Source organism: Streptomyces sp. NPDC088812 (assembly GCF_044750285.1).
In the GTDB taxonomy this organism is placed as follows: Bacteria; Actinomycetota; Actinomycetes; order Streptomycetales; family Streptomycetaceae; genus Streptomyces.
Window position 1 is genome coordinate 137976 of sequence record NZ_JBIVJP010000006.1, and the last position, 20559, is coordinate 158534.

A 20559-nucleotide genomic window follows, 5' to 3' on the forward strand; every position below is an offset into this window, starting at 1 on the left:
GCAGCCCTCGGCCCTGCGCGGCCCTCGGCCCTCCGCAGCCCTCGGCCCTGCGCAGCCCTCGGCCTCCGTGGCTCTGGTGGTCCGCAGGCGGCCACGGCCCGTCAGTGGCCTCGTGCCGCGTACGCCCTGACGTCGGCGTCGGAGTCGGTCGTGGCCGTGGCGAGGGCCGCCCGGGCGCCCTCGGAGGCGCGGTGCCGGGTCAGGGCGAGGACGGCGGCCTTGCGGACGTCCGCGTTGGGATCGGCCAGTGCCTTGGAGAGTGCCGGGACCGCGGTGTCGGGGGAAGCGGCGGCCAGGGCCGTGGCGGACCCGGCGCGCACCTGCCACGCCGGGTCCGCCAGGGCGGTCACGGCGCGGGCGGCGAGCGGCGCCGGGCAGCCGACGGCGCCCAGCGCCCCGTAGGCGGCGGCGCGGACCAGGGCGTCGGCGTCGGTGGTGAGGGTGCTCAGCGCCGTGTGGACAGGGGTCACGTCGAAGGCGGTGCCCGTGTCCGTGCCGGGGCCGGTCGCGGAGGCGGCGTCCAGGTGTGCCGCGGTCACCGTGGCCAGCGCCTTGGCCACGGTGACGCGCACCTCGCGGTACGGGTCGGTGGATGCCGTGCGGGCCAGTTCGTCGGCGGCGCCCACGGAGACCAGGGCGCGGACGGCCTCGATGCGGACGGCGATGTCGGTGTCCGTGAGGGCGGCCGTGAACAGGTCGGCGTCGCCCAGGCGCAGGGCGCGCAGTACGTCGAGCGCGGCGGCGCGGACGACGGGGTCGGGCTCGACCAGCGCTGCGGCGAGGCCGTCGCGCAGGGCCGGCTCGGGCGGCAGGGTTTCGACCAGCTCGCGCAGTGAGGCCGCGGCGGCGGCACGCACCTCGGCGGCGGTGTCGCGCAGCGCTTCGGCGAGCGCGGGGCCGCTGCCCGGCGGCACGGTCTCCGTGAGGACGGTGACCGCCTCGCGCCGCACGGCGGGGGCCGGGTCGCTCAGGTAGGGCCGCAGGGCGTCGAGGCCGGGCTGCTCGTCGGCGAGGGCGACCAGGGCTAGCAGACGGGACGAGGACTGCTCGGCGGAGGGCTCTGACTCCGCAGGGAGGAGAGGGACGGAGCCGACGGGAACGCTCGCCTGGTCCGGTCCGGTCCCCGGAGCGGGGGACGCCACCGGCGCCACGTCGCGTGAGCCGGCCGTGGCCACGTTCTCGGCACGGACCTCGCCGAGACGCCGGGACGGACCGCCGACCGGGGTGAACTCGTCGACCGGAACCAGATAGGGAGCCACGGGGCGGGCCGTGAACTCCATCGCACCGGAGGGGGACTTGTGCAGATCGAGGTGGTGGAACCAGGACACGTCGTCACGGCGGGGGTGGTCGAGGCGGTCGTGGTAGAGACCCCAGCGGGACTCCGTGCGGGCCAGCGATGCCCGCGCGGCCATCTCCGCACAGTCACGGATGAAGGTGACCTCGGCGCAGCGCATCAGCTCGTGCGGGGTGGCGGCCCCCATCGCGGCGATGTCGTCCCGCATCCGCTCGAACGCCTCCAGGGCGAGGGAGAGACGGGCACCGGACTTCGGCGGCGCCACGTAGTCGTTGACGAAGCGGCGCAGCTTGTACTCGACCTGGGTCTGCGGCGGGCCGTCCGGGTTGCGCAGCGGCCGGTAGACCAGTTCGTGCGCCTCGCGCAGCTGATCCTGCGGCAACTCGCCCTCGTAGGGCTGGTACCGGGCGGCGTCCGCGCCCGCGAGGTCCCCGTACACGAACGCGCCGATCATGTAGTTGTGCGGCACGCACGCGAGGTCGCCGGCGGCGTACAGACGCGGGACGGTGGTGCGGGCGTGGTCGTCGACGCGGACGCCGGAGGCCGAGTGGCCGCCGCACAGACCGATCTCGGAGATGTGCATCTCGACGTCATGGGTGCGGTAGTCGTGGCCGCGGCCGGAGTGGAAGGTGCCGCGGGTGGGGCGCTCGGTCGAATGCAGGATCGACTCCAGCGCCGAGACCGATTCCTCGGGAAGATGGCTCAGCTTCAGGTAGACCGGGCCGCGGTCGGAGGCGACCTCCGCCGCGAACTCCGCCATCATCTGGCCCGACCAGTAGTCGGAGTCGACGAAGCGCTCGCCGTGCCGGTTGACCTGGTAGCCGCCGAAGGGATTGGCGACGTAGGCGCAGGCCGGGCCGTTGTAGTCCTTGATCAGCGGGTTGATCTGGAAGCACTCGATGCCGGTCAGCTCGGCGCCCGCGTGGTAGGCCATGGCGTAGCCGTCGCCCGCGTTGGTCGGGTTCTCGTACGTGCCGTAGAGGTAGCCGGAGGCGGGCAGGCCGAGCCGGCCGCAGGCGCCGGTGGCCAGGATCACCGCGCCCGCGCGGACGGTGACGAACCGCCCGGTGCGGGTGTGGAAGCCCGCCGCCCCCACGGCCCGCCGGTCGGGGCCCTCGCCCGCCGTCAGCACCCGCACCGGCATCACACGGTTCTCGATGCGGATCCGCTCCCGCATCTCGCGCCGCCGCAACTGCCGGTACAGCACCTTCTTCACGTCCTTGCCCTCCGGCATCGGCAGGACGTAGGAGCCGGAGCGGTGGACCTGGCGGACCGCGTACTCGCCGTGTTCGTCCTTCTCGAACTTCACGCCGTACGACTCCAGCCGCTGCACCATGGCGAAGCCGCGGGTCGCGGTCTGGCGGACGGTGGACTGGTCGACGATGCCGTCGTTGGCGCGGGTGATCTCGGCGACGTAGTCGTCGGGCTCGGCACGGCCGGGGACGACCGCGTTGTTGACGCCGTCCATGCCCATCGCGAGGGCGCCGGAGTGGCGGACGTGCGCCTTCTCCAGCAGCAGCACGTCCGCGCCGCGCTCGGCGGCCGTCAGAGCCGCCATCGTGCCGGCGGTGCCCCCGCCGATGACCAGGACGTCGCAGGTCAGCTCTTCGGCGTCGGTGAGCGCGGGGATCTGCACAGGGGTGTTGACGGGGGTGGCCACCAGGGTGCCTTTCACGTGCCGAGGGAGGTGAGGACGTCGCGGCGCAGGGCCACGCGGGCCGGGTCGTCGTGGGCGGCGCGGTCGCGCGGGCGGGGGACGTTCCGGACGGCGAGGAGGCCGTCCGCGCCGAGCAGGGCGACGCGGTCGCCGAGGAAGAGGGCCTCGTCGACGTCATGGGTGACGAAGACGACGGTGGCGCCCGTGCCGTGCAGCACTTCCACCAGCAGGTCCTGCATGCCGGCCCGGGTCTGGGCGTCGAGCGCGCCGAACGGTTCGTCCATGAGGACCGCGCGCGGCCCGGCGGCCAGGGCGCGGGCCAGCTGGGCGCGCTGGCGCTGTCCTCCGGAGACACGATGGGGCAACTGCCGGGCCACGTCGGCGAGTCCGACGCGGTCGAGCCAGGAGTCGGCCTGCCTGCGGCGTTCCGCGCGCGGCCGGCCCCGCACGGCGAGGGCCAGCTCGACGTTGGCGCGCAGGGTGCGCCAGGGCAGGAGTGCGTCCTCCTGGAAGACCAGCGCGCGGTCCGCCGCCGGTCCGGTGATCCGGTGGCCGTCCTGCTCCACCGTTCCGGCGAGGGCGGGCAGCAGACCGGCCAGGGTGCGCAGCAGGGTCGACTTGCCGCAGCCCGAGGGGCCGACGACGGTGAGGATCTCCCCCGGGACCACGTCGAGATCGACGCCGGTCAGGGCGGGGGCGTCCGGGCGGCCGAGTGCGGCGGCGCGCAAGGTGAGCCGGGTACCGCGGACCGGCGCGGGTGCGGCCGTGTCCGGGCCGGCCGGGAGGGGGCGGGTCTTCTCCGCGCCGGTGGCGGTCGCGCCGGACGTGCGGCGCCGGGACGTCTCAGACGAGGTGCTCATCGTGTGCCTCCTCGGCCTCGGATACGGGTACCCCGCCGACGGGGGAGGCAGCGGACGGTACCGGGGCCGCGGCCCGTGCGGCTCGCGGCCGGGCCACGGGAACGTACGAGGTGCGGGGCAGCCAGTGGGTGAGGCGGCGGCCCAGGAGTTCGACGGCCGTGGACGTCGCCCAGCCGAGGATGCCGATGGTGACCATGCCGACGAAGACGCCGGGGTAGTCGACGACCGTGTAGTCCTGCCAGGTGCGGTAGCCGACGCCGTACTGGCCGGAGATCATCTCTGCGGAGATCACGCAGATCCACGACACGCCGATGCCGACCGACAGGCCGCCGAATATCCCGGGCAGCGCGCCCGGCAGGACGACCGAGCGGAGGACGCGCCATCGGCCGCCGCCCAGGGTGAGGACCGCTTCCTCCCAGACGGGGGAGAGGGCGCGGACCGCGTGCCGGGTGGAGACCAGCACGGGGAAGAAGGCGGCGGCGAAGGTGATGAAGACGATGCCTTGTTCGTTGGAGGGGAAGAGGAGGATCGCCACGGGGACCAGGGCGATCGCCGGGATGGGGCGGATCACCTCCAGGAGCGGGCCGAGCAGGTCCTCGGCGAGCCGCGAGCGCGCCACGAGCACACCCACGGCCACGCCCAGGACGGCGGCCAGCAGGAATCCCGCGAGGATGCGGGTGACGCTGTCGGTGAGGTCCGTCCAGTAGTCGCCGCCGGTGAGCCGGTCGGCGAAGGCGCGGGTGACGTCGGTGACGGTGGGGAACTGCGAGAAGCGCAGCCAGAGGTCGATCTTCAGGCTGGTCACCAGTTGCCACAGGCCGAGGGCGGTGGCGAGGGAGAGCAGCCGTAGGGCGTAGCGGCCGAAGCGCGGCGCGGGCCGGGTCACGCGGCACGCTCCAGGGCTTCGGCGTACGAGACGACGCGGGCGCCGCCGTGGGCGTCGGTGTAGGCCTGCGCGGTCGCCGGGGCGACGAAGGGGAGCAGCGTCGAACCGTCCGCCACCCAGACCGCCTTGTCGGCGAACCAGAGGGTGCCGGTGTCGGCGTCGGGGACGTAGGCGGCGCGGATGCCGTCGGGGTGCGCGGCCACGTAGGCCAGCAGGTCGGCGGGTGAGGTGAAGGCCTGGGTCTCGGTGGCGCCCTTCGGCCAGACCTCGCTCCGGGCCGGTGGGGGCGTGGCGGCGAGCTGCTCGTCGTACGAGGAACCGAGGGCCTTCTTCACGTACTGGTCGTCGACGAAGGCGTCCACGTCGATGTCCCCGGTCAGTTTCGCCGCCTTCAGGATCGACACGTCCTTCTTCAGGGCGGCGACCAGCTGCGGCTTGACGGACGGGTCGAAGGTGGCGATGCCGTGGGCGCCGTTGTAGAGGTAGACGACCTCGGCGGGCAGGTCAGTGGCCTTCGCGACCTTCTCGGCCGCGGCGACGGGGTGTGCGGAGAGGTATGCGGTGGCCTCGGCCTGCGCCTTCAGGAACGCTTCCAGCACGGTCGGCCGTTTCTTCGCGAAGTCCTCGCGGGCGGTGACGCCGTGGAAGGTGGGCAGGTCGAGCTGGGCGCCGTCGTACAGGGCCTTCGCCTTGCCCTGGTGGACGAGCAGGCCGGGCCAGGCGACGAACTGGGAGAGGGCGTCCGCGCTGCCCGCCGAGAGTGCGGAGGCACCCACCGCGGGCTGCTGGTTGAGCTTCTCGATGCCCTTGTCCGGGTCGATGCCGGCGCGTTGCAGGGCCCGGACGAGGGTGCCGTCGGCGGCCGAGCCCACGCTGGTGGAGACCTTCTTGCCCTTGAGGTCGGTGAGGGAGGTCAGTTGGGAATCGGGGGCGGTGACGATGGTGTTGAGGCCGCCGCGCAGGTTGTAGCCGGTGACCGAGACCAGGTGGGTGGGGCGGCCGAGCTGCTTGCCGCGCGCCGCGTTGATGAGCAGGGGGAAGTCGCCCATCGAGCCGATGTCGATCTTGCCCGCGGTCATCTGGGCGGTGATGGGGGCGCCGGTGGCGAAGTCCTGCCACTGCACCTTGTAGGTGGTGCCGTCGTCGAGGGAGTTGAGCTGCTTCTCGAAGTAGCCGAGGGAGCGCAGGAGGGTTCCCGCGGTGACGGTGTTGATCGTCTTGGACTGGTAGCCGACGGTGACGGTGACCGTGGAGCCGTCACCGGCCTCGGCGTTGCCGCCGCAGGCGGTGAGGGGCAGCAGGAGGGTGGCGGCGGTGGCGGCCGCGATGCGTTTCATGGGGAGCGGACCTTTCACCGGAGCAGGTAGGGCATGTTGACCGTGACGGCTCCGGTGGGACAGCGGGCCGCGCACGGGCCGCAATACCAGCACTCGTCGACGTGCATGTACGCCTTGCCGTTGCTCTCGTCGATGGCGAGGGAGTCCAGCGGGCACATGTCCACGCAGAGGGTGCAGCCGTCGATGCACTTCGACTCGTCGATCGTCACGGGCACGTCGGCCCGCTGGGGCACCAAGGGCATGGCTGTCTCCAGGGAAATCGCGTGGGAAATTCCGCGAGGCGGTGAACCGGTCGGACCCTGCCGAACGATGAAGGGGTGGGACGCGAGGGAGCGAAGGGGGCGAGGGCCGGTGCGGTGGGTGTCAGCGGGAGCGGTGCAGCAGACCGCTCATGGAGATGCGGTCGCCGCGGAAGCGGATGAACTCCAGGTCCACGGGGCGGCCGTCGGCGAGGTGGGTGAGGCGTTCCAGCATCAGGACGGCCGCCCCGCGCGGGGCTTCCAGGACGGCAGCGGAGTGGGCGTCGGCGCTGACCGCCTCCAGGGTGATCTCCGCGTGCCCGAGGCGTTGGCCGGTGGCGGCTTCCAGGAGGCGGAAGACGTCGGTGTTCTCCAGGTCGGCGCCGAGCAGGTCGGCGCCGATGTCGAGCGGGATGTAGGTCAGGTCGAGAGACAGGGGGAGACCGCCCAGGCGGCGCAGACGTTCGATGTAGAGGACGTCGGCGCCGGGCGGGACGTGGAGGCGGTCGGCCACCGGAGCCGGCGCGGGCACGGGGGCCATGGTGCGGACCTCGTTGGTGACCTGGCCGTGTTCGTGCAGCGTCTCCGCGAGGCCCATCAGCCGGTCGAGACCGTGCGGGTACTTCTGGGCCACGACCACCGTGCCGACACCGGGCAGGCGTTCCACGAGCCCCTCCGCCCTCAGGAGGTCGAGCGCCTGGCGGACGGTGTTGCGGGAGGCGCGGTAGTCGGTGGCGAGGGCGGACTCGTGGGGCAGCGTGCCGGCCGGGAAGCCGCCCGTGAGGAGCTGGCGGCGGAGGAGGTCGGCGAGCTGGCGGGCCTGGTCCGCGCGCAGCCGGCGACGTGCGCGGTGGGCGGCGACGGTGGTCGCGCCCTGGCCGGCGTGGTCTCGGACGCGCTCGGTGGATGGCATGTTCTGGACCATACCGAGGGGGGTGAGGAAGTGGTGTTGCTGAAGTATTGCGCCACCTGACGAGGAGGCAGCAACCCTTCTGAGCTGCTGATTTCCGGTGCGCGCTGGAAAGATCTGCCACCCCGGTCCGGCGCCGGGCGAGGGCTGCCGACGGGGTGTTCAGGCCAGCGCCGTCAATCCCGGGGCGAAGGTGATCAGGAGGGGCAGCAGCGGGACCAGCGCGGCGACCGTCGTCGTCAGCGCGCGGTGCCGGCGGAGCAGCCTTGGGGGCGGCTGGAGGAGGCGGTCCACGCGTTCACCCAGGAGCCGGCGGCTCGACGCGCAGGACAGGACGCCCCGGTGCTGATTCAGCTCGATCAGGGCCAGGGCCGTCGTCAGATGGCCGCAGCGGCGGGACGCCGTGTCGTCGGCGGCGAGTTCGACCAGCCGGTGGGTCTGGTCGCAGAAGTGCGCGAACAGCGGAACGCGCGGGAAGCCGGTCGCCAGGGCCGTCGACAGGTGCAGCAGCCAGTCGTGGTGGGCCCGGGCGTGACCGCGTTCATGGGTGAGGACCGCGTCGAGTTGATGGGAGGTGAGGCGGTGCAGGGCACCGGTGGTCACGATCAGCTGGGGAGGGTTGCCGGGCATCCACCAGGCGTCCGGGTACTCGTCCTCCAGGACGAGCAGCGGGCCCCGGGCCGCGGGCAGGCCCGCGGGGAGGTCGGGGGCGCGCTCCCGCAGGTGGGCGCGGGCCGTGGTGCGCCGTCGGCGGGCCTCGGCCACTTCACGGGCGAGCATCGCGGTGGTCCAGGCCGCCCCGCAGGCCAGCAGCAGGGTGAGGGCGGTCGCCCACACCGGGGCGGTGGACAGGTCGTACGCCTCGGTCACCGCCGGCGGGGCGGGGGCGAAGACCTGGGCGCGGACGGTGTGGAAGACGGCGGCGGCACCCAGCACCAGGGCCGTCAGACAGCACAGCAGGACCGTGGCGACCAGGCACTGCCACACCCACAGGGCGACCACCGGCTCCCGCTCGGTCCACTCGGCGCGGGTGAGCGCACGTGGGGCCGGCACGGCGGCCGCCAGCGCGACGGCGCTCAGCAGGAGCAGGCAGAAGGTCATGCCACGGGCTCCGGATCCTGGTCGGAGGAGACGGGGAGAGGAGAAGGCGGACCGGACGGACGCGCTCCGGGTGCGCCCGCCCCGAGGGCGTGCGTACGGCGGGCCCGGTACGGGGACCGTGCCCGCCGCCAGTATGACGGCGACCGACGCCGGAGTCAGCCCGCGAGAACCCGCCCGCTCACCTCGCCCAGACCCACGCGCAGACCGTCCGGTCCCGGAGCCCAGGCCGACAGGGTCACCACGTCACCGTCCTCCAGGTACGTGCGCTTGCCGCCGGGCAGCTCCAAGGGGTGACGGCCGTTCCAGGTCAGCTCCAGCAAGGAGCCGCGCTGGTGTGCGGCCGGTCCGCTCACCGTGCCCGAACCGTACAGGTCACCGGTGCGTACGGAGGCGCCGTTGACCGTCAGATGGGCGAGTTGCTGGGCGGCCGTCCAGTACATGGTGGAGAAAGGGGGTTCGGAGACGATGTGACCGTTGACGGCGACGGAGATGCGCAGGTCGTAACCGGCGGGTTCGGTGGACGTGTCGTCCAGGTAGGGGAGCAGGGGATGGGTGCGCTCCGGGGGCGGGACCCGGGCCGCCTCCAGCGCCTCCAGCGGGGTGATCCACGCGGAGAGCGACGTGGCGAAGGACTTGGCGAGGAACGGGCCGAGCGGCACGTACTCCCAGGCCTGGATGTCGCGGGCCGACCAGTCGTTGAGGAGGCACAGTCCGAAGACGTGCTCGCGGAACTCGGCCAGCGGGACCGGCCGGCCGTGCCGCGACGGCACGCCCACCACGAAGCCGACCTCGGCCTCGATGTCGAGCCGTGCGGACGGGCCGAAGACGGGGGCGGCGTCGGCGGGTGCCTTGCGCTGGCCCGACGGGCGGACGACGTCCGTGCCGGAGACCACGACCGTGCCGGCCCGGCCGTGGTAACCGACGGGCAGGTGCTTCCAGTTGGGCAGGAGGGCGTCCCCGGCGTTCGGGCGGAAGATGGCGCCCGCGTTACGGGCGTGGTGTTCGGAGGAGTAGAAGTCGACGTAGTCGGCGACGTCGAACGGCAGGTGCAGGGTCACCGACGAGAGGGGGTGCAGGAGCGGGGCGAGGCTGTCGTGGCGGGAGGGGTCCGTGAGCCACTCCGTCAGCGAGTTCCGCACCTCGGACCACGCGCCGCGCCCCGCCGCCAGCAGGGGGTTGAGGGTCGGGCGGGTGAGGAGGGCGGCGTGCGGTGAGCCGCAGGCCCGGGCCGCCGCGCCCGCGTCCAGGACGTGCTCGCCGAGCCGGACGCCGATGGTCCGCCGCTCGGAGCCGGGGCGGGAGAAGACACCGTAGGGGAGGTTGTGCGGGCCGAAGGGGTCGTCCTCGGGAAGGCCGAAGGGGGGCAAGGGGGGCATCGGGTGCTGCCTCGCTTTCGTGCTCGCCGTGGATGCGCCGCGTGTGCGCCGCGCATGCGCCTTTGCGCACATGTGTTCGTCGTGGCCGGGGGCGCTACGGGTGGGTGTCCGCGGGTGTTCGACCGGCGGTCCGCGGGGTGGTGCGCGGGTGTGCCCGGCCGTCGATCACGTTACGGCTGACCTCGCAGGAGGGACACCGCGGCGCCGCGGAAGGGATGACGAAAGTGACACGGGAGGTGACGGATGAGGTGGCCGACTCGCAGCGCTCCGCTGTCACGCGGGAACGGGAAGTTGTCCACAGGCGGGACCGCAATCTTGACGGAGCGGTGCGAAAAGGGAGACTCTGGGCGGGTGCTGGAAGGCCTCGGGGAGGGGGCTTTCCCCTGGCACACCTGGGGGGCGGATGGCCATTGGGGAGGCCGGCCTCGGGTCGGCGCGGCGTGGTGCACGGCCGAAGCGGCTGGAAGCCACCATGCGCGGCAGACTCGGCCGGGAATGCGTGTACGTGCCGTCGTGCCGGTTCGGGCTGTTCGTGGCCTTGCGCCACTGGTGTCCGCCCGGTGGGCGGGTGCTGATGTCGCCCGTCAACGACGACGTGATCTTCTTCGTGGTGCTCGCCGCCGGTCTGCGGCCGGTGCAGGCACCGTTGAACCCGCTGGACGCGTCGATCGACGTCGACGCGGTGCCCGACGACGTGTGGGACTCGCTGTCCGCGGTGCTCACGACGAACCTCTACGGCAATCCGGACGACGCGCCGCGGCTGCGGGAGAAGTGCGACGCGAGGGGAATCCCCCTGTTCGAGGACGGTGCGCACGCCATCGGCAGCGAGGTGGGCGGCCGGCCGGTCGGAACCTGGGGGGACGCCTCCGTCTTCAGCTTGTCCAAGCACGTCGGGGCCAAGGCCGGGGGCTTCCTGACGTGTGCCGATCCCGGTCTGCGCGAGGCCCTGGAGAAGACCGGCGAGGACCTGCTGCTGCCCGGGCGGCTCGGCGCCGAACTCGCCTTCGCCTTCCGCCCGTACGCGGAGGCGGCCGTGCGGGGGCTGCGGCTGCGGAGTGCCGCATGGGCCGCCATGCGGCTGCTCGGGCTGATGGAGCGCGAGGAGATCAGGATGCCGTTGCGCGCGGACGAGCTGGCGCGGGCGGTCGACACGGCACCGGACCTCACCGCGCACGACTCCTGGGTCCGCGTCGACATGCACGACTACCGGCTGCGATCCGGGCCGGTGCGCCTCGGCCGTATCGAAAGGAAGCTGGACCGTCTGGACGAGGTGCTGGACACCTGCCGGGCGGGAACGCGGTTGCTGCGGTCGACGCCTTGGGCGAGACCGGTGCCGCCGCCGGACGCCCGGCAGGCCCCCGGGGCCCCGGCCGACGCGCCGACCAGCCATCACCCCGGCACCGGCGCTGGTGCCGGCACCGGCACGGGAACCGGCGCTCGGACCGGTGCGGCGACCGGCTCACGGAGCGGTGCCGCGACCGGTCCCCGGACCGGCTCTCCGGCCGACGGTGCGCAGGGCGTCCAACCGCTCTTCCGGGTCCCTCTGTTCGTCGCCGACCGGGATGCCGCGATCGCGGCACTCGCCCGGCGGGGCATCGTCGTCGGGTACCTCTATGACCCGCCCCTGGACGACTACGCGGGGGCGGCGTTCACCGACCCCTCGCCCGATCCCGCCGGGGCCCGCTGGTTCGCGCGGCACGCGCTGCCCGTGGATCCGCTGCGGGCACGCCGGGTCATCGACGTGCTCCAGGAGTCCGGCGTCCGGCCGGCCGAGGCACCGGGAGGGCTGGAGCCGACGCGTGGCTGACACACGGGCCGGGACACAGGCCGGAACACACACGGAGGCGGAGGCCGGGAGCCGGAGCGGCCCGGCGGCCGGCGGACGGACGGGGGTCCAGGCGCACGAGCCCGTCGCACCGCCCGCCGGCCGGCCGGGCCCCGCCGGGGGCGCGGCCGGTCCCACGCCGGAGGCGAGCGACCGCGGCTCCGACTCCCTCTTCAGGAACGCCTACTTCCTCATGCTCAGCACCGGCGTCTCCGCCGTGCTCGGCCTGGGGTTCTGGCTGGTGGCCGCCCGCTACTACTCCGAGGAGGCCGTCGGGCAGGGCTCCGCCGCGATCGCCGGCATGCGACTGCTCGCCAGCATCACGGCGACGACGATGATCGGCGCCGTCGTCCGCTTCGTTCCCCGCGCGGGACGGGCGACGGGCCCCCTGGTGTGGCGGGCGTACGCGGCGAGTTCGGTGGTCGTGGCGATCGCCGCGGCGGTCTTCCTGCTCACCCTCGACCTGTGGGGGGCGTCGTACGCGCCGCTCGGTACTCCGCTCGCGGGGGCGGCGTTCGTCGTCGCCTGCGTGGCGTGGGCGTTGCTCACCCTCCAGGACGGCGTGCTGACCGGACTGCGCAGATCGGGATGGGTGCCGGTCGGCAACGCGGTGTTCTCCCTCGGCAAGCTCGTCCTGCTGGTCGTGTTCGCCGGCGCGCTGCCGGTGCTCGGCATCTTCGTGTCCTGGGCCGTCGCCATCGCGTTCTCGACACTGCCGCTCGGCTGGCTGATCTTCCGCAGACTCATCCCGCGCCAGGCCGCCGCCGACCGTGACCTGGAGCCGCCGCGGCTGAGGGAGATGGGCCGTTTCCTGGCGGGCGACTCACTGGGCGCGCTGTTCAGCCTGGCGATGATCAACCTGCTGCCGGTGATGGTCGCGGTCCGCTTCAGCGCCGCCGAGAACGGCTACTTCTACGTGGCGTACACCGTCGGCGGGACGATGGAGTTCATGGCCATCAACATGGCCTCCTCCCTCACCGCGCACGCCTCGCACGACCCGCGCCACCTCGCCGACGGCGTGCGCGGGGCACTGCGCCGCATGACGTTGCTGCTCGTGCCGGTGGTGCTCGTCCTGGTGGTGTTCGCGCCGCAGATCCTGCTGCCGTTCAACGCGGACTACGCCGAGCACGGCACCACCGTGCTGCGGCTGCTGGCCGCCGGGGCGCTGCCGCGGGTCGTGGTGGAGCTGTACATCGGAGTGCTGCGCGTGCAGGGCCGCACCGGTGTGCTGGCCGCGCTCCAGGGCGCCATGTGCACGTTGGTGCTGGGCAGCGCGGCCGTGCTGTTCACTCCGGCCGGCATCGCCGGCGCGGGCTGGGCGGTGCTGCTGAGCATGTCGCTGATCGCCGTCGTCTCGGTGATCGGCCTGCGGGCCGCACTGCGCACGCCCGTCCCCGTCGCCGCCGGTCCGTCCGTGCTCCTCGCCGACCGGGCCGCTCCCGCCCTCGCCCCGGTCGACGGGCCCGTCGGGGACGGCGCCCGGCCCGCCCGGCTGAACGCCACCGCCGGATACGGCACGAGCTGGGCGCGCCGGGCGGCGTACGACCGCGGAGTCTCCGACGAGGACACCGTCGCGCTGTTCATAGGACGTCCCGGCTACGAGCGGGAAGCGCTGGAGGCGGACACACTCGCCGTGATCGTCCGGTCCCGCCAGGGAGCCGCCGAGCCCGCCGGAAGCACCGGAAGCACCGGGAGCACCGGGAGCACCGGGAGCACCGGGAGCACCGGAAGCACCGGGAGCACCGGGGCGGCGCGCACGCCGGAGCCCGGCTACGAGGGCGAGGGCATCTGGTCCGAGCGCGGCCAGCGGTGGCTGCGTGCCGGGCTATGGAGCCTGCTCGCTGCCACCGCCGTCGTCTTCTGGACGGCGCTGCGGCACCTGCCGTGGCTCGGCGGCTGGATCGACGACGGTCTGGCCGCGCCGATGAGCGGGGCCGGGATGCTCGGCCGGCTGCCCGCCGCGGCGATCGTCGCCGGGCTCCTGCTGTTCGTGCTGTTCGTCGCCGCCGTGACCCTGAGCGTGCGGCGCGACCCCTGGCTTCCCGGGACCACCCTGGGGGTGATCGCGCTCGCCCTGTACTCCGTTCCCGTCGCCCTCGGCCGGGAACCGAGGGCACTGGGTGGGACGTTCTACCGGGAAACGGCCGCCTTCTTCGCCGAGACACTGGCCCTGCCCGGGCCCGAACCGCTGCTGCGCTGGGTGCCGCCCGTCTGCCAGTTGCTGTGCCTGATCCTCCTGTGGCTGCTGCTCGACCGGGTGGGCGACCGCTTCGGTGACCGGCTGGGCGGATGGCTGCCGTGGGCGGCGCGCTGGGGGATCGTCTATCTCACCGCCGTGGGGGGCTGGGCGGGGAGAGAAGCGCTCGCCCCCGTCGCACCGCCGCTGCTCCTTCTGCTGTTCCTGCTCGTCCTGCTCCTGTCCGTCCGCTGGGCCGAGCCACCGGCCGATGAACTGACCGATGCACTGACCGATGAACTGACCGATGAGCTGACCGGGGCACCGGCCGCACCGGCCGAGGCCGCGTACCGTCCGCGCCACCCGTCGTCCGGGAACGCCCACCCGCACCAGCCGCCGTCCGACAGTACCCGTCCGACCCGACCGCCCGTGCACACCCGTCCCACCGACCGGAACCGAGACCCGTCCAGCGACTGATCAAGCTCAGAGCCGAACGCCAGGGGGGAACCGTCGTGCGTCCGCCAACCACTCCACGGGGCAGATCAGAACCGGAGCCCGTACCGGGCCCGGGAACCGGCGGGGCCTCCGCGTCCCAGCCGGAGCCCGCCTCGGCAACCGCAACAGCGACCGCGACCGCCACCGTTACGGACGTCGCTGCTCCGGTACGCGGTGAGTCCGGTGAGTCCGGTGAGCCCGGTGAGTCCGTGAGCGACCTCTCCGACCTCCCTCCCGCCCGCCCCTGGTGGAACACCGTGTTCCATCCGGGTGTCGCCCTGCTCGTCGCCCTCGCGCTGTGGGTCTGGGCGGTGACCCACACCGACGTTTCCGACCTCGACGACTTCGGCCTGGTCACCGCAGTGCACCCCACGTTCTGGGCGGGGCTGGCCGTACTCACCGCCGGCTTCTGGCTCACCGTGCGCGGCCCGCGCCGCCACCCCGCCTGGGCACCGGCGTACGTGCTCGGTCTGCTGGTGATGGAGCGCGCCACCCAGGCCGTGCTCTACCCGACGCCGCTGTACGCGTGGGCGTGGAAGCACGACGCGATCATCGACCACCTGCTGACGGCCGGCCGGCTGCAGAGCGAGGACGTCCTCGGCGACCTGGCCGTATACGACCAGTGGCCCGGCTTCTTCGCAGCCCAGGCCACGCTGGTCGAACTGCTCGGCGTGGACTCCGCCGCGCAGTTCATGGCCTGGTGGCCGCTGGTCTCCAGCCTGATGCTGCTGCTTCCGCTGCTGCTGCTCTACCGCACGTTCACCGACGACCGGCGCCTGATCTGGACCGCGCTCTGGCTCTTCTACGTCGCGAACTGGGTGGGCCAGGACTACTTCTCCCCGCAGTCCGTGGCCTTCGCCCTGCACCTCGGCGTGCTCGCCGTCGTCCTGCGCCGCTACGGCCGTTCCGGCCGCACGGTGGCGCAGCAGCGTCAGGCGGTGTGGACGGTGCTGCTGACCGTGCTGGTCGTCGCCGTCGTCATCTCGCACCAGCTCACCCCGGGCATGCTGATCGTCTCGCTGGCCGCCCTGTTCCTCGTCCGCCACTACCGGGACAAGGTCCCGCTGATCACCACCGTGGTGATCTTCCTTGCCTGGTGTCTGACGGCCGCGCTGCCCTTCCTCTCCGCGACGATGCCCGAGATGATCCGCTCGATCGGCGACATCGGGCACAACGTCTCCACCGGTTACGGTGCCACCCCGACCGGCACGGGCGCGGTGACGACCTCCTGGGCGGCCCGGCTGCTGTCGGCGTCGGTGCTGCTGCTCGCCGTCGTGGGAGTGTTGCGCCAGCCGGTGCTGCGTCACCGCGCGATGCCGCTGCTGCTGCTCGCCGCCGCACCGCTGCCGATGCTCGGCGCGAGCAGCTACGGCAGCGAGATGATCTTCCGGGTCCTGATGTTCATGCTGCCCGGCGCCGCCTTCTTCGCCGCGGCGGCGCTGCTGCCGCAGGTGCGCACCCTGACGGCGATGGAGAACAGCCGACAGGCCGGCCCAGGCCACGACTCACGCCACGGTTCCGGCCCCGGCCCTATCCAGGGCCAGGTCCAGGGTCAGGGTCAGGGCCAGGTCCAGGGTCAGGGCCAGGGCCAGGGCCGGGGTCAGGGCCGGGGCCGGGGCGAGCGGCGCGAGCCCCGCCGCTACGTCTGGCTGCCGCTGCTCGCCCTCCTCGCCGGCACTCTCGCCTTCGTACCGAGCTACTCCGGCAAGGACCGCATCAGTTACTTCCCGCCCGCCGAAGTGGATCTGGTCCGGCAGGTGTTCGACCAGGCGCCGGACGGCTCCCTGATCGTCGCGCCCGACCGTAACTATCCGCTCGCCTTCGACCAGTACTGGAGAGTGGACCACTACTGGTTCCTCGACGACTCCCGCGAGCACGTCGACCGGATCGTGCGCGACCCGGCCGCCACCCTGGCCCGCGACATGTCCGCCGTGGAATCGTCCGGCCGCGCCTATCTCCTCTTCACCCGCGGTCAGTTCGCGGACGCCGAGATGAACGGGTTCCTCACCGAGGGGCAACTGGACCGCATCGAGGAGTCGATCGCGGCGTCACCCCTGTTCGAGCGGGTGGCCGCCAACGACGCCGGGACGGCGTACGCGCTGAAGGAGGCGGGCCGGTGACCCCGCAGGAGCTCGTCGTCCGGATGCTGCCCCCGTTCGGCGGCTGGCTCGCCCTGTCCGCCCTCGCGCTGCCCGGCGGCTCCCCGCTCAGGGGCGCCGCGATGATCGCCTTCCTGGCGGCGGGCCCGGGCGCCGCCCTGCTCAGAATCTGCGGACCCGCGCTGGCCACGGCCCCCGCCGCCGGCCCGGTCGAACTCCGTGACCCGACCTTCGAACACCACTCCGACCTGCTGGAACGGCTGATGCTGACCGTCTTCGTGAGCGTGGCCGTCGTGCTGCTCGCCGCGACGGTCTTCATCGCCACACATGCCTTCAGCGCGCAGCGCGTCCTGCTCACGCTCACGCTGCTGACCACGGTCGCCGCGTTCTGCCCGCGGCTGCGCGCCTCCCCGCCGAGGACCGGGAAGGGTTCTGCTCTGTGAGGTCGCCCCACCCTTCAGATGACGGCCGCCCGTCCGGTGACGGCCGCCGTCCACACCGCCACCGCCACCGGCGTCCGCGCCGCTTCCCCGTCCCCCGCAGGTCCGCCGGGCCCCACGCGTCCGCTGCCCGGCGATCCGCTGATCCCGCCCCCTCGGGCGGCCCCGCTCCCCGCCCCCGCTACCTCCGCCTGCTCGCGGTCGCCACGGCGCTGTGCGCCGTTCTGACCGCCTGCCTGGTCCTGCGAGACGCCTCCGGCCCGTGGGACGCCGGCTCCGACCGGGACCAGGCTTCCGGGTCCCGGCCCTCGGCCGTCGGCGGGGAGTGCGCCCCGACGGCGCTGCTGGAACCGCCCTGCGGCGCCTGGTTCGGCGCGTTCGTGCCGCACGACAAGAGCAATCTCTCCGAGAAGGTCCGCGACTACGAGGAGCGCGTCGGCCGCACCCTCGACATCGTGTACACGTACCACGACATGTCCCTCGTCGAAGGCGACCGGCTGGAGGGCCAGTTGCTCACGGCGCAGGAGCAGCGGGTCGCCGCGGACGACCACCTGCTGCTGCTGTCCTGGGAGAGCAAGTGGTGGGGTGGCACGGACGCCCAGCAGCCCACCTGGAAGCAGATAGCCGACGGCGACCTCGACGCGTCCGTCATCGACGTCCAGGCCCGGCGCGTCAAGGAGTTCGGCAGGAAGGTGTTCCTCTCCTTCGACCTGGAGATGGACACCCGCACCCCGGCCAACGGCACCCCGGAGGACTACGTCCGGGCCTACCGGCACATCCACGACCGGTTCCGGACCCTGGGCGTGACCAACGTGGTGTGGACCTGGATCACCACCGGCTACCTGGAACACGCCGACGTGATCAAACGGATGTACCCCGGCGACGACTACGTCGACTGGGTCGCCTACAACCAGTACAACTACTTCCGCTGTCACCAGGCGGGCTGGCTGACCTTCGCCCAGACCCAGCAGGCCACGCACGACTGGATCCGCGAGAACATCTCCGACGACAAGCCGCTGATGCTGTCCGAGTTCGGCACCGCGAACGACCCGTCCCGCCCGGGCCGCCAGGCGGAGTGGTACGCGCAGGTGCCGTCGGTCCTCAAGGGGCTGACGGGGGTCAAGGCGGCGCTCCAGTGGAACTACCGCGACCCCGGTCCGCACTGCGATCTGGCGCTGGCCGACGACCAGGCGTGGGACAGCCTGCGCAAGGCGGTCTCCGACCCCTATCTCAACCAGCCCTTGGGGTAGGGAGGCGACGCGGAACCGGAGACCGCCTGCCGAACGGACCGGGACTCAGCCCGCGAACACGGGCCCACGCGCCACGGCGCGGGCCCGCCGGTACCACCGCCACGCGACCGTCTTCGCGCCGTCCCGGTAGGGCGCGACCCGCGCCCCCTCGCCCGCCAGCCAGGCCTCCACGTCGGCCACGGTGTGGCCGCGGCGCACGATGAGCCGGGCGATGCGGTACCGCTCGTCCCGGTCGGAGCTGAGCGCGTGCCGAACGGCGGTGGCGGTCTCGTAGCCGGCGGCGGCCGCGGTACGGCGCACCCGCCCGCTGTTGTAGCCGTGCGGGTAGGCGAGATGGCGGACGCCGTGCCCGAGCGCGTCCTCCAGGACGGCCCGCGAGTCGCGTAGTTCACGCACGAGGTCCCGGGGCGGCAGGGTGTCGAGCTGGGCGTGCGTGACGGTGTGGCTGCCGACCTCCATGCCGCATCGCTCGAGGTCCGCCGCCTGCTCCAGGCGCATCATCGGGGCGGGCGGCAGGAGACTGCGGCCGCCCTGGGAGATGGCGCCGGTGGTCAGGTAGGCGGTGGCGGACAGGCCCCGCCCGGCCAGCGTCTCGGCGGTCGGCCCCGGCAGGTCGGCGAAGCCGTCGTCGAAGGTCAGCAGCACCGGCCGGGCGGGCAGCGGCGCCCGCCCGGCGAGATGGTCGGCGAGCGCGCTGACCGTGACGGGTGTACGGCCGCTGTCCACGACGGCGTCGAGATGCGCCGCGAACTGCCGCGGAGTGACGGTGAACTCCGCGATCCAGTCCGGCGGGTCCTCCATCACGGCGTGGTAGAGGAACACGGGGATGCTCCCCCCGGAGACCGGGAAGCCCGCGCCGGCTCCCGAGCCGTTCGCGCCGGCTCCCGAGCCGTTCGCGCCGGCTCCCGAGCCGTTCGCGCCGGCTCCCGAGCCGTTCGCCCCGGCTCCCGAGCCACTCTCCCCGGTCCCCGAGCCGTTCGCCCCGGCTCCCGAGCCGTTCGCCCCGGCTCCCGAGCCACTCTCCCCGGTCCCCGAGCCACTAGCCCCGGCTCCCAAGCCGTTCGCCCGGGCCCCCGAGCCATTCGCCCAGGCTCCCGAGCCATTCGCCCAGGCCCCCGAGCCGTTCGCCCCGGCCCCGTTACGGCCTATGCCACTTCTGCCGCCGCCCTCGGCCCCCGTCATCGTGACTCCCGGGAGGCGAGAGCCGCCCGCAGAGCCCGCCGGGCCCGCAGGTAGCCGACGGGCCCGTAGAGCATCCCCCGGCGCTGCAACCGGGACAGCCGGCCCGGCCAGGGATGGCTGCGGTCGTCATGGGCGCCGGGTGTACGGGTGCCGTCGGTGTCCGCCTCACGGGTCACGGTCAGGGCGCGGGCGTGGGCGAGGCCGCGGGGCAGCCGGGCCAGGAACGCGGGGAGGAGACCGGGGCGGTTGACGAGGACGGCGGTGAGGTAGGCGGTGAGGCCGGCGCCGTAGCCGTAGGCCTGGGTCTCCAGGTCCCGCCAGGTCTCCCGGTGGTGGTGCCAGACCAGGGCCTGCGGGGCGTAGTGCAGACGGTGGCCCTGGGCGAGGACGCGGACGAACCCGTAGAGGTCGTCGCCCCCGCGCGCGGGCGTGCCGGCGCCGGTGGCCGGGTCGAAGCCGCCGACCGCACGCAGTACGGAGCGGCGGAACGCCATGTTGGCGCCGGAGCCGAACCGGCCCGCCGTGAACGGGAACAGCGACTCGTCGGCGGGCGGGTCGGCCGGGTCGTACGTACGGGCCGTGAAGCCCTTGGCGAAGCCGCCGTGGCTCTCCAGCAGCACCTGGGCGGGGGTGCGCAGCCGGGCCGGCAGGATCAGGCCGGTGACGCAGCCGAGTTCGGGGCCGGCGGTGAAGGGCGCGGTGAGTTCGGTCAGCCAGCGCGGGTCGGCGACCACGTCGTCGTCGGTGAAGGCGATCACCTCGCCGCGCGCGGCCTCGACGCCCCGGTTGTGCGCGACGGCCAGACCGGGCACCGGCTCGGTGACGTACCGCACGCGTTCGGCGTACTTGCGTTCGATCAAGTCCCGGGTCGTGCCGGTCACGGGTGCGTTGTCCACGACGACGATCTCGAAGTCGGGGTGGTCCTGGGCGAGCATCGAGTCGAGCGCGTGGGCGAGCTGCCCGGCACGTTCGCGGGTGGCGATCACGACACTGGTGTACGGCACGGAAGGCGCCGCTCCCGCGCTCGCGGACCGCTCGGCCTCCGCGGCGCCGTTCCCGTTCCCCACCCGCTCCGGGGCGATCCGCTCCCGGGCCAGGCCGGCGAGGACCGTCTTCGGGTCGGCGCCCTCGGGGACCCGTCCCAGGAGCGTGCCGACCGGCCGGCCGTCCCTCCTGACCAGCAGGAACACCTCGCCGTGGGTGACGGGAGGGCTACCGGGACCGGGCCTGAGGGTGGCTCCGGGGCCCTCCAGATCCAGCTCGGCGATCTGTACCGGCCCGATGTCGAGGAACCGCCGGATCTCCTGCTCCACGTGTGCGCGGGACATGAACCCCCCTGCTCTCATGAGCCTTCCCCTGTCATGAAGTCCCCTGCCCTCACGGGCACCTCTCGCGATGGGCCCGCGCCGAACCGGCGTCCGCCCCGCGCCGA

The 20559-nt window shown here is 73.4% G+C and carries 15 protein-coding genes; 5 read left to right on the plus strand and 10 right to left on the minus strand.

Going from position 1 to position 20559, the window contains the following annotated elements; translation table 11 throughout:
• Window positions 1-101: 101 nt before the first annotated feature.
• The 8 genes from ACIP67_RS12845 to fahA all read right to left on the minus strand — a co-directional run bounded on the left by ACIP67_RS12845 (window position 102) and on the right by fahA (window position 9651).
• Window positions 102-2954 (minus strand): fumarate reductase/succinate dehydrogenase flavoprotein subunit, encoded by a 2853-nt coding sequence (locus ACIP67_RS12845; RefSeq protein WP_401691577.1) that lies wholly within the window; start codon window positions 2952-2954, stop codon window positions 102-104.
• An 11-nt stretch (window positions 2955-2965) separates the two neighbouring features.
• Complete coding sequence (locus tag ACIP67_RS12850; protein ID WP_401691216.1) at window positions 2966-3811, minus strand: ATP-binding cassette domain-containing protein; 846 nt, start codon at window positions 3809-3811, stop codon at window positions 2966-2968.
• The gene (locus tag ACIP67_RS12855; RefSeq protein WP_401691218.1) at window positions 3795-4697 is read right to left on the minus strand and encodes an ABC transporter permease; all 903 of its coding nucleotides are present in this window, start codon (window positions 4695-4697) and stop codon (window positions 3795-3797) included. Before ACIP67_RS12855 ends, ACIP67_RS12850 begins: the two co-directional genes overlap by 17 nt.
• On the minus strand, window positions 4694-6034 hold the full coding sequence (locus ACIP67_RS12860) for an ABC transporter substrate-binding protein (protein ID WP_401691220.1): 1341 nt from the start codon (window positions 6032-6034) through the stop codon (window positions 4694-4696). Before ACIP67_RS12860 ends, ACIP67_RS12855 begins: the two co-directional genes overlap by 4 nt.
• Before the next feature lie 14 nt (window positions 6035-6048).
• A complete protein-coding gene (locus tag ACIP67_RS12865) occupies window positions 6049-6276 on the minus strand; it encodes a ferredoxin family protein (RefSeq protein WP_030790138.1) in 228 nt (75 codons plus the stop codon).
• A 121-nt stretch (window positions 6277-6397) separates the two neighbouring features.
• Window positions 6398-7186 carry a GntR family transcriptional regulator gene (locus tag ACIP67_RS12870; RefSeq protein WP_389513099.1) on the minus strand — a complete coding sequence of 263 codons (789 nt, stop codon included), beginning with the start codon at window positions 7184-7186 and terminating at the stop codon, window positions 6398-6400.
• A gap of 159 nt (window positions 7187-7345) precedes the next feature.
• Window positions 7346-8284 carry a M56 family metallopeptidase gene (locus ACIP67_RS12875; RefSeq protein WP_401691223.1) on the minus strand — a complete coding sequence of 313 codons (939 nt, stop codon included), beginning with the start codon at window positions 8282-8284 and terminating at the stop codon, window positions 7346-7348.
• A gap of 155 nt (window positions 8285-8439) precedes the next feature.
• The gene (gene fahA, locus ACIP67_RS12880; protein ID WP_401691579.1) at window positions 8440-9651 is read right to left on the minus strand and encodes a fumarylacetoacetase; all 1212 of its coding nucleotides are present in this window, start codon (window positions 9649-9651) and stop codon (window positions 8440-8442) included.
• A 412-nt stretch (window positions 9652-10063) separates the two neighbouring features.
• Between fahA and ACIP67_RS12885 the strand changes: the two genes are divergently transcribed.
• The 5 genes from ACIP67_RS12885 (at window position 10064) to ACIP67_RS12905 (ending at window position 17945) form a co-directional block, all read left to right on the plus strand.
• Window positions 10064-11467, plus strand: a complete 1404-nt coding sequence (locus ACIP67_RS12885; RefSeq protein ID WP_401691225.1) for a DegT/DnrJ/EryC1/StrS family aminotransferase — start codon at window positions 10064-10066, stop codon at window positions 11465-11467.
• Window positions 11460-14138: a lipopolysaccharide biosynthesis protein gene (locus tag ACIP67_RS12890; protein ID WP_401691227.1), complete on the plus strand. Its 2679-nt coding sequence runs from the start codon at window positions 11460-11462 to the stop codon at window positions 14136-14138. Before ACIP67_RS12885 ends, ACIP67_RS12890 begins: the two co-directional genes overlap by 8 nt.
• A 227-nt stretch (window positions 14139-14365) precedes the next feature.
• Complete coding sequence (locus ACIP67_RS12895) at window positions 14366-16276, plus strand: glycosyltransferase (RefSeq protein WP_401691229.1); 1911 nt, start codon at window positions 14366-14368, stop codon at window positions 16274-16276.
• Window positions 16273-16698 carry a hypothetical protein gene (locus ACIP67_RS12900; RefSeq protein WP_389513108.1) on the plus strand — a complete coding sequence of 142 codons (426 nt, stop codon included), beginning with the start codon at window positions 16273-16275 and terminating at the stop codon, window positions 16696-16698. The genes ACIP67_RS12895 and ACIP67_RS12900 overlap by 4 nt, the downstream gene beginning before the upstream one ends.
• Window positions 16695-17945: a glycosyl hydrolase gene (locus tag ACIP67_RS12905; protein ID WP_401691231.1), complete on the plus strand. Its 1251-nt coding sequence runs from the start codon at window positions 16695-16697 to the stop codon at window positions 17943-17945. The genes ACIP67_RS12900 and ACIP67_RS12905 overlap by 4 nt, the downstream gene beginning before the upstream one ends.
• Window positions 17946-17990: 45 nt before the next feature.
• On the opposite strand, the gene ACIP67_RS12910 is transcribed toward ACIP67_RS12905, so the two are convergent.
• Window positions 17991-18767, minus strand: coding sequence for a polysaccharide deacetylase family protein (locus ACIP67_RS12910; RefSeq protein ID WP_401691233.1), 777 nt, complete (start codon window positions 18765-18767; stop codon window positions 17991-17993).
• Between the two features lie 356 nt (window positions 18768-19123).
• Window positions 19124-20455: a glycosyltransferase gene (locus ACIP67_RS12915; protein ID WP_401691235.1), complete on the minus strand. Its 1332-nt coding sequence runs from the start codon at window positions 20453-20455 to the stop codon at window positions 19124-19126.
• Window positions 20456-20559: the final 104 nt, after the last annotated feature.

Bases quoted from the DNA above. Each gene is read 5' to 3' on its own strand.
- ACIP67_RS12885 (WP_401691225.1), top strand. From the start codon at position 10,064: ATGGCCATTGGGGAGGCCGGCCTCGGGTCGGCGCGGCGTGGTGCACGG.
- ACIP67_RS12850 (WP_401691216.1), bottom strand. From the start codon at position 3,811: ATGAGCACCTCGTCTGAGACGTCCCGGCGCCGCACGTCCGGCGCGACC.
- ACIP67_RS12870 (WP_389513099.1), bottom strand. From the start codon at position 7,186: ATGCCATCCACCGAGCGCGTCCGAGACCACGCCGGCCAGGGCGCGACC.
- ACIP67_RS12865 (WP_030790138.1), bottom strand. From the start codon at position 6,276: ATGCCCTTGGTGCCCCAGCGGGCCGACGTGCCCGTGACGATCGACGAG.
- ACIP67_RS12915 (WP_401691235.1), bottom strand. From the start codon at position 20,455: ATGTCCCGCGCACACGTGGAGCAGGAGATCCGGCGGTTCCTCGACATC.
- ACIP67_RS12875 (WP_401691223.1), bottom strand. From the start codon at position 8,284: ATGACCTTCTGCCTGCTCCTGCTGAGCGCCGTCGCGCTGGCGGCCGCC.
- ACIP67_RS12860 (WP_401691220.1), bottom strand. From the start codon at position 6,034: ATGAAACGCATCGCGGCCGCCACCGCCGCCACCCTCCTGCTGCCCCTC.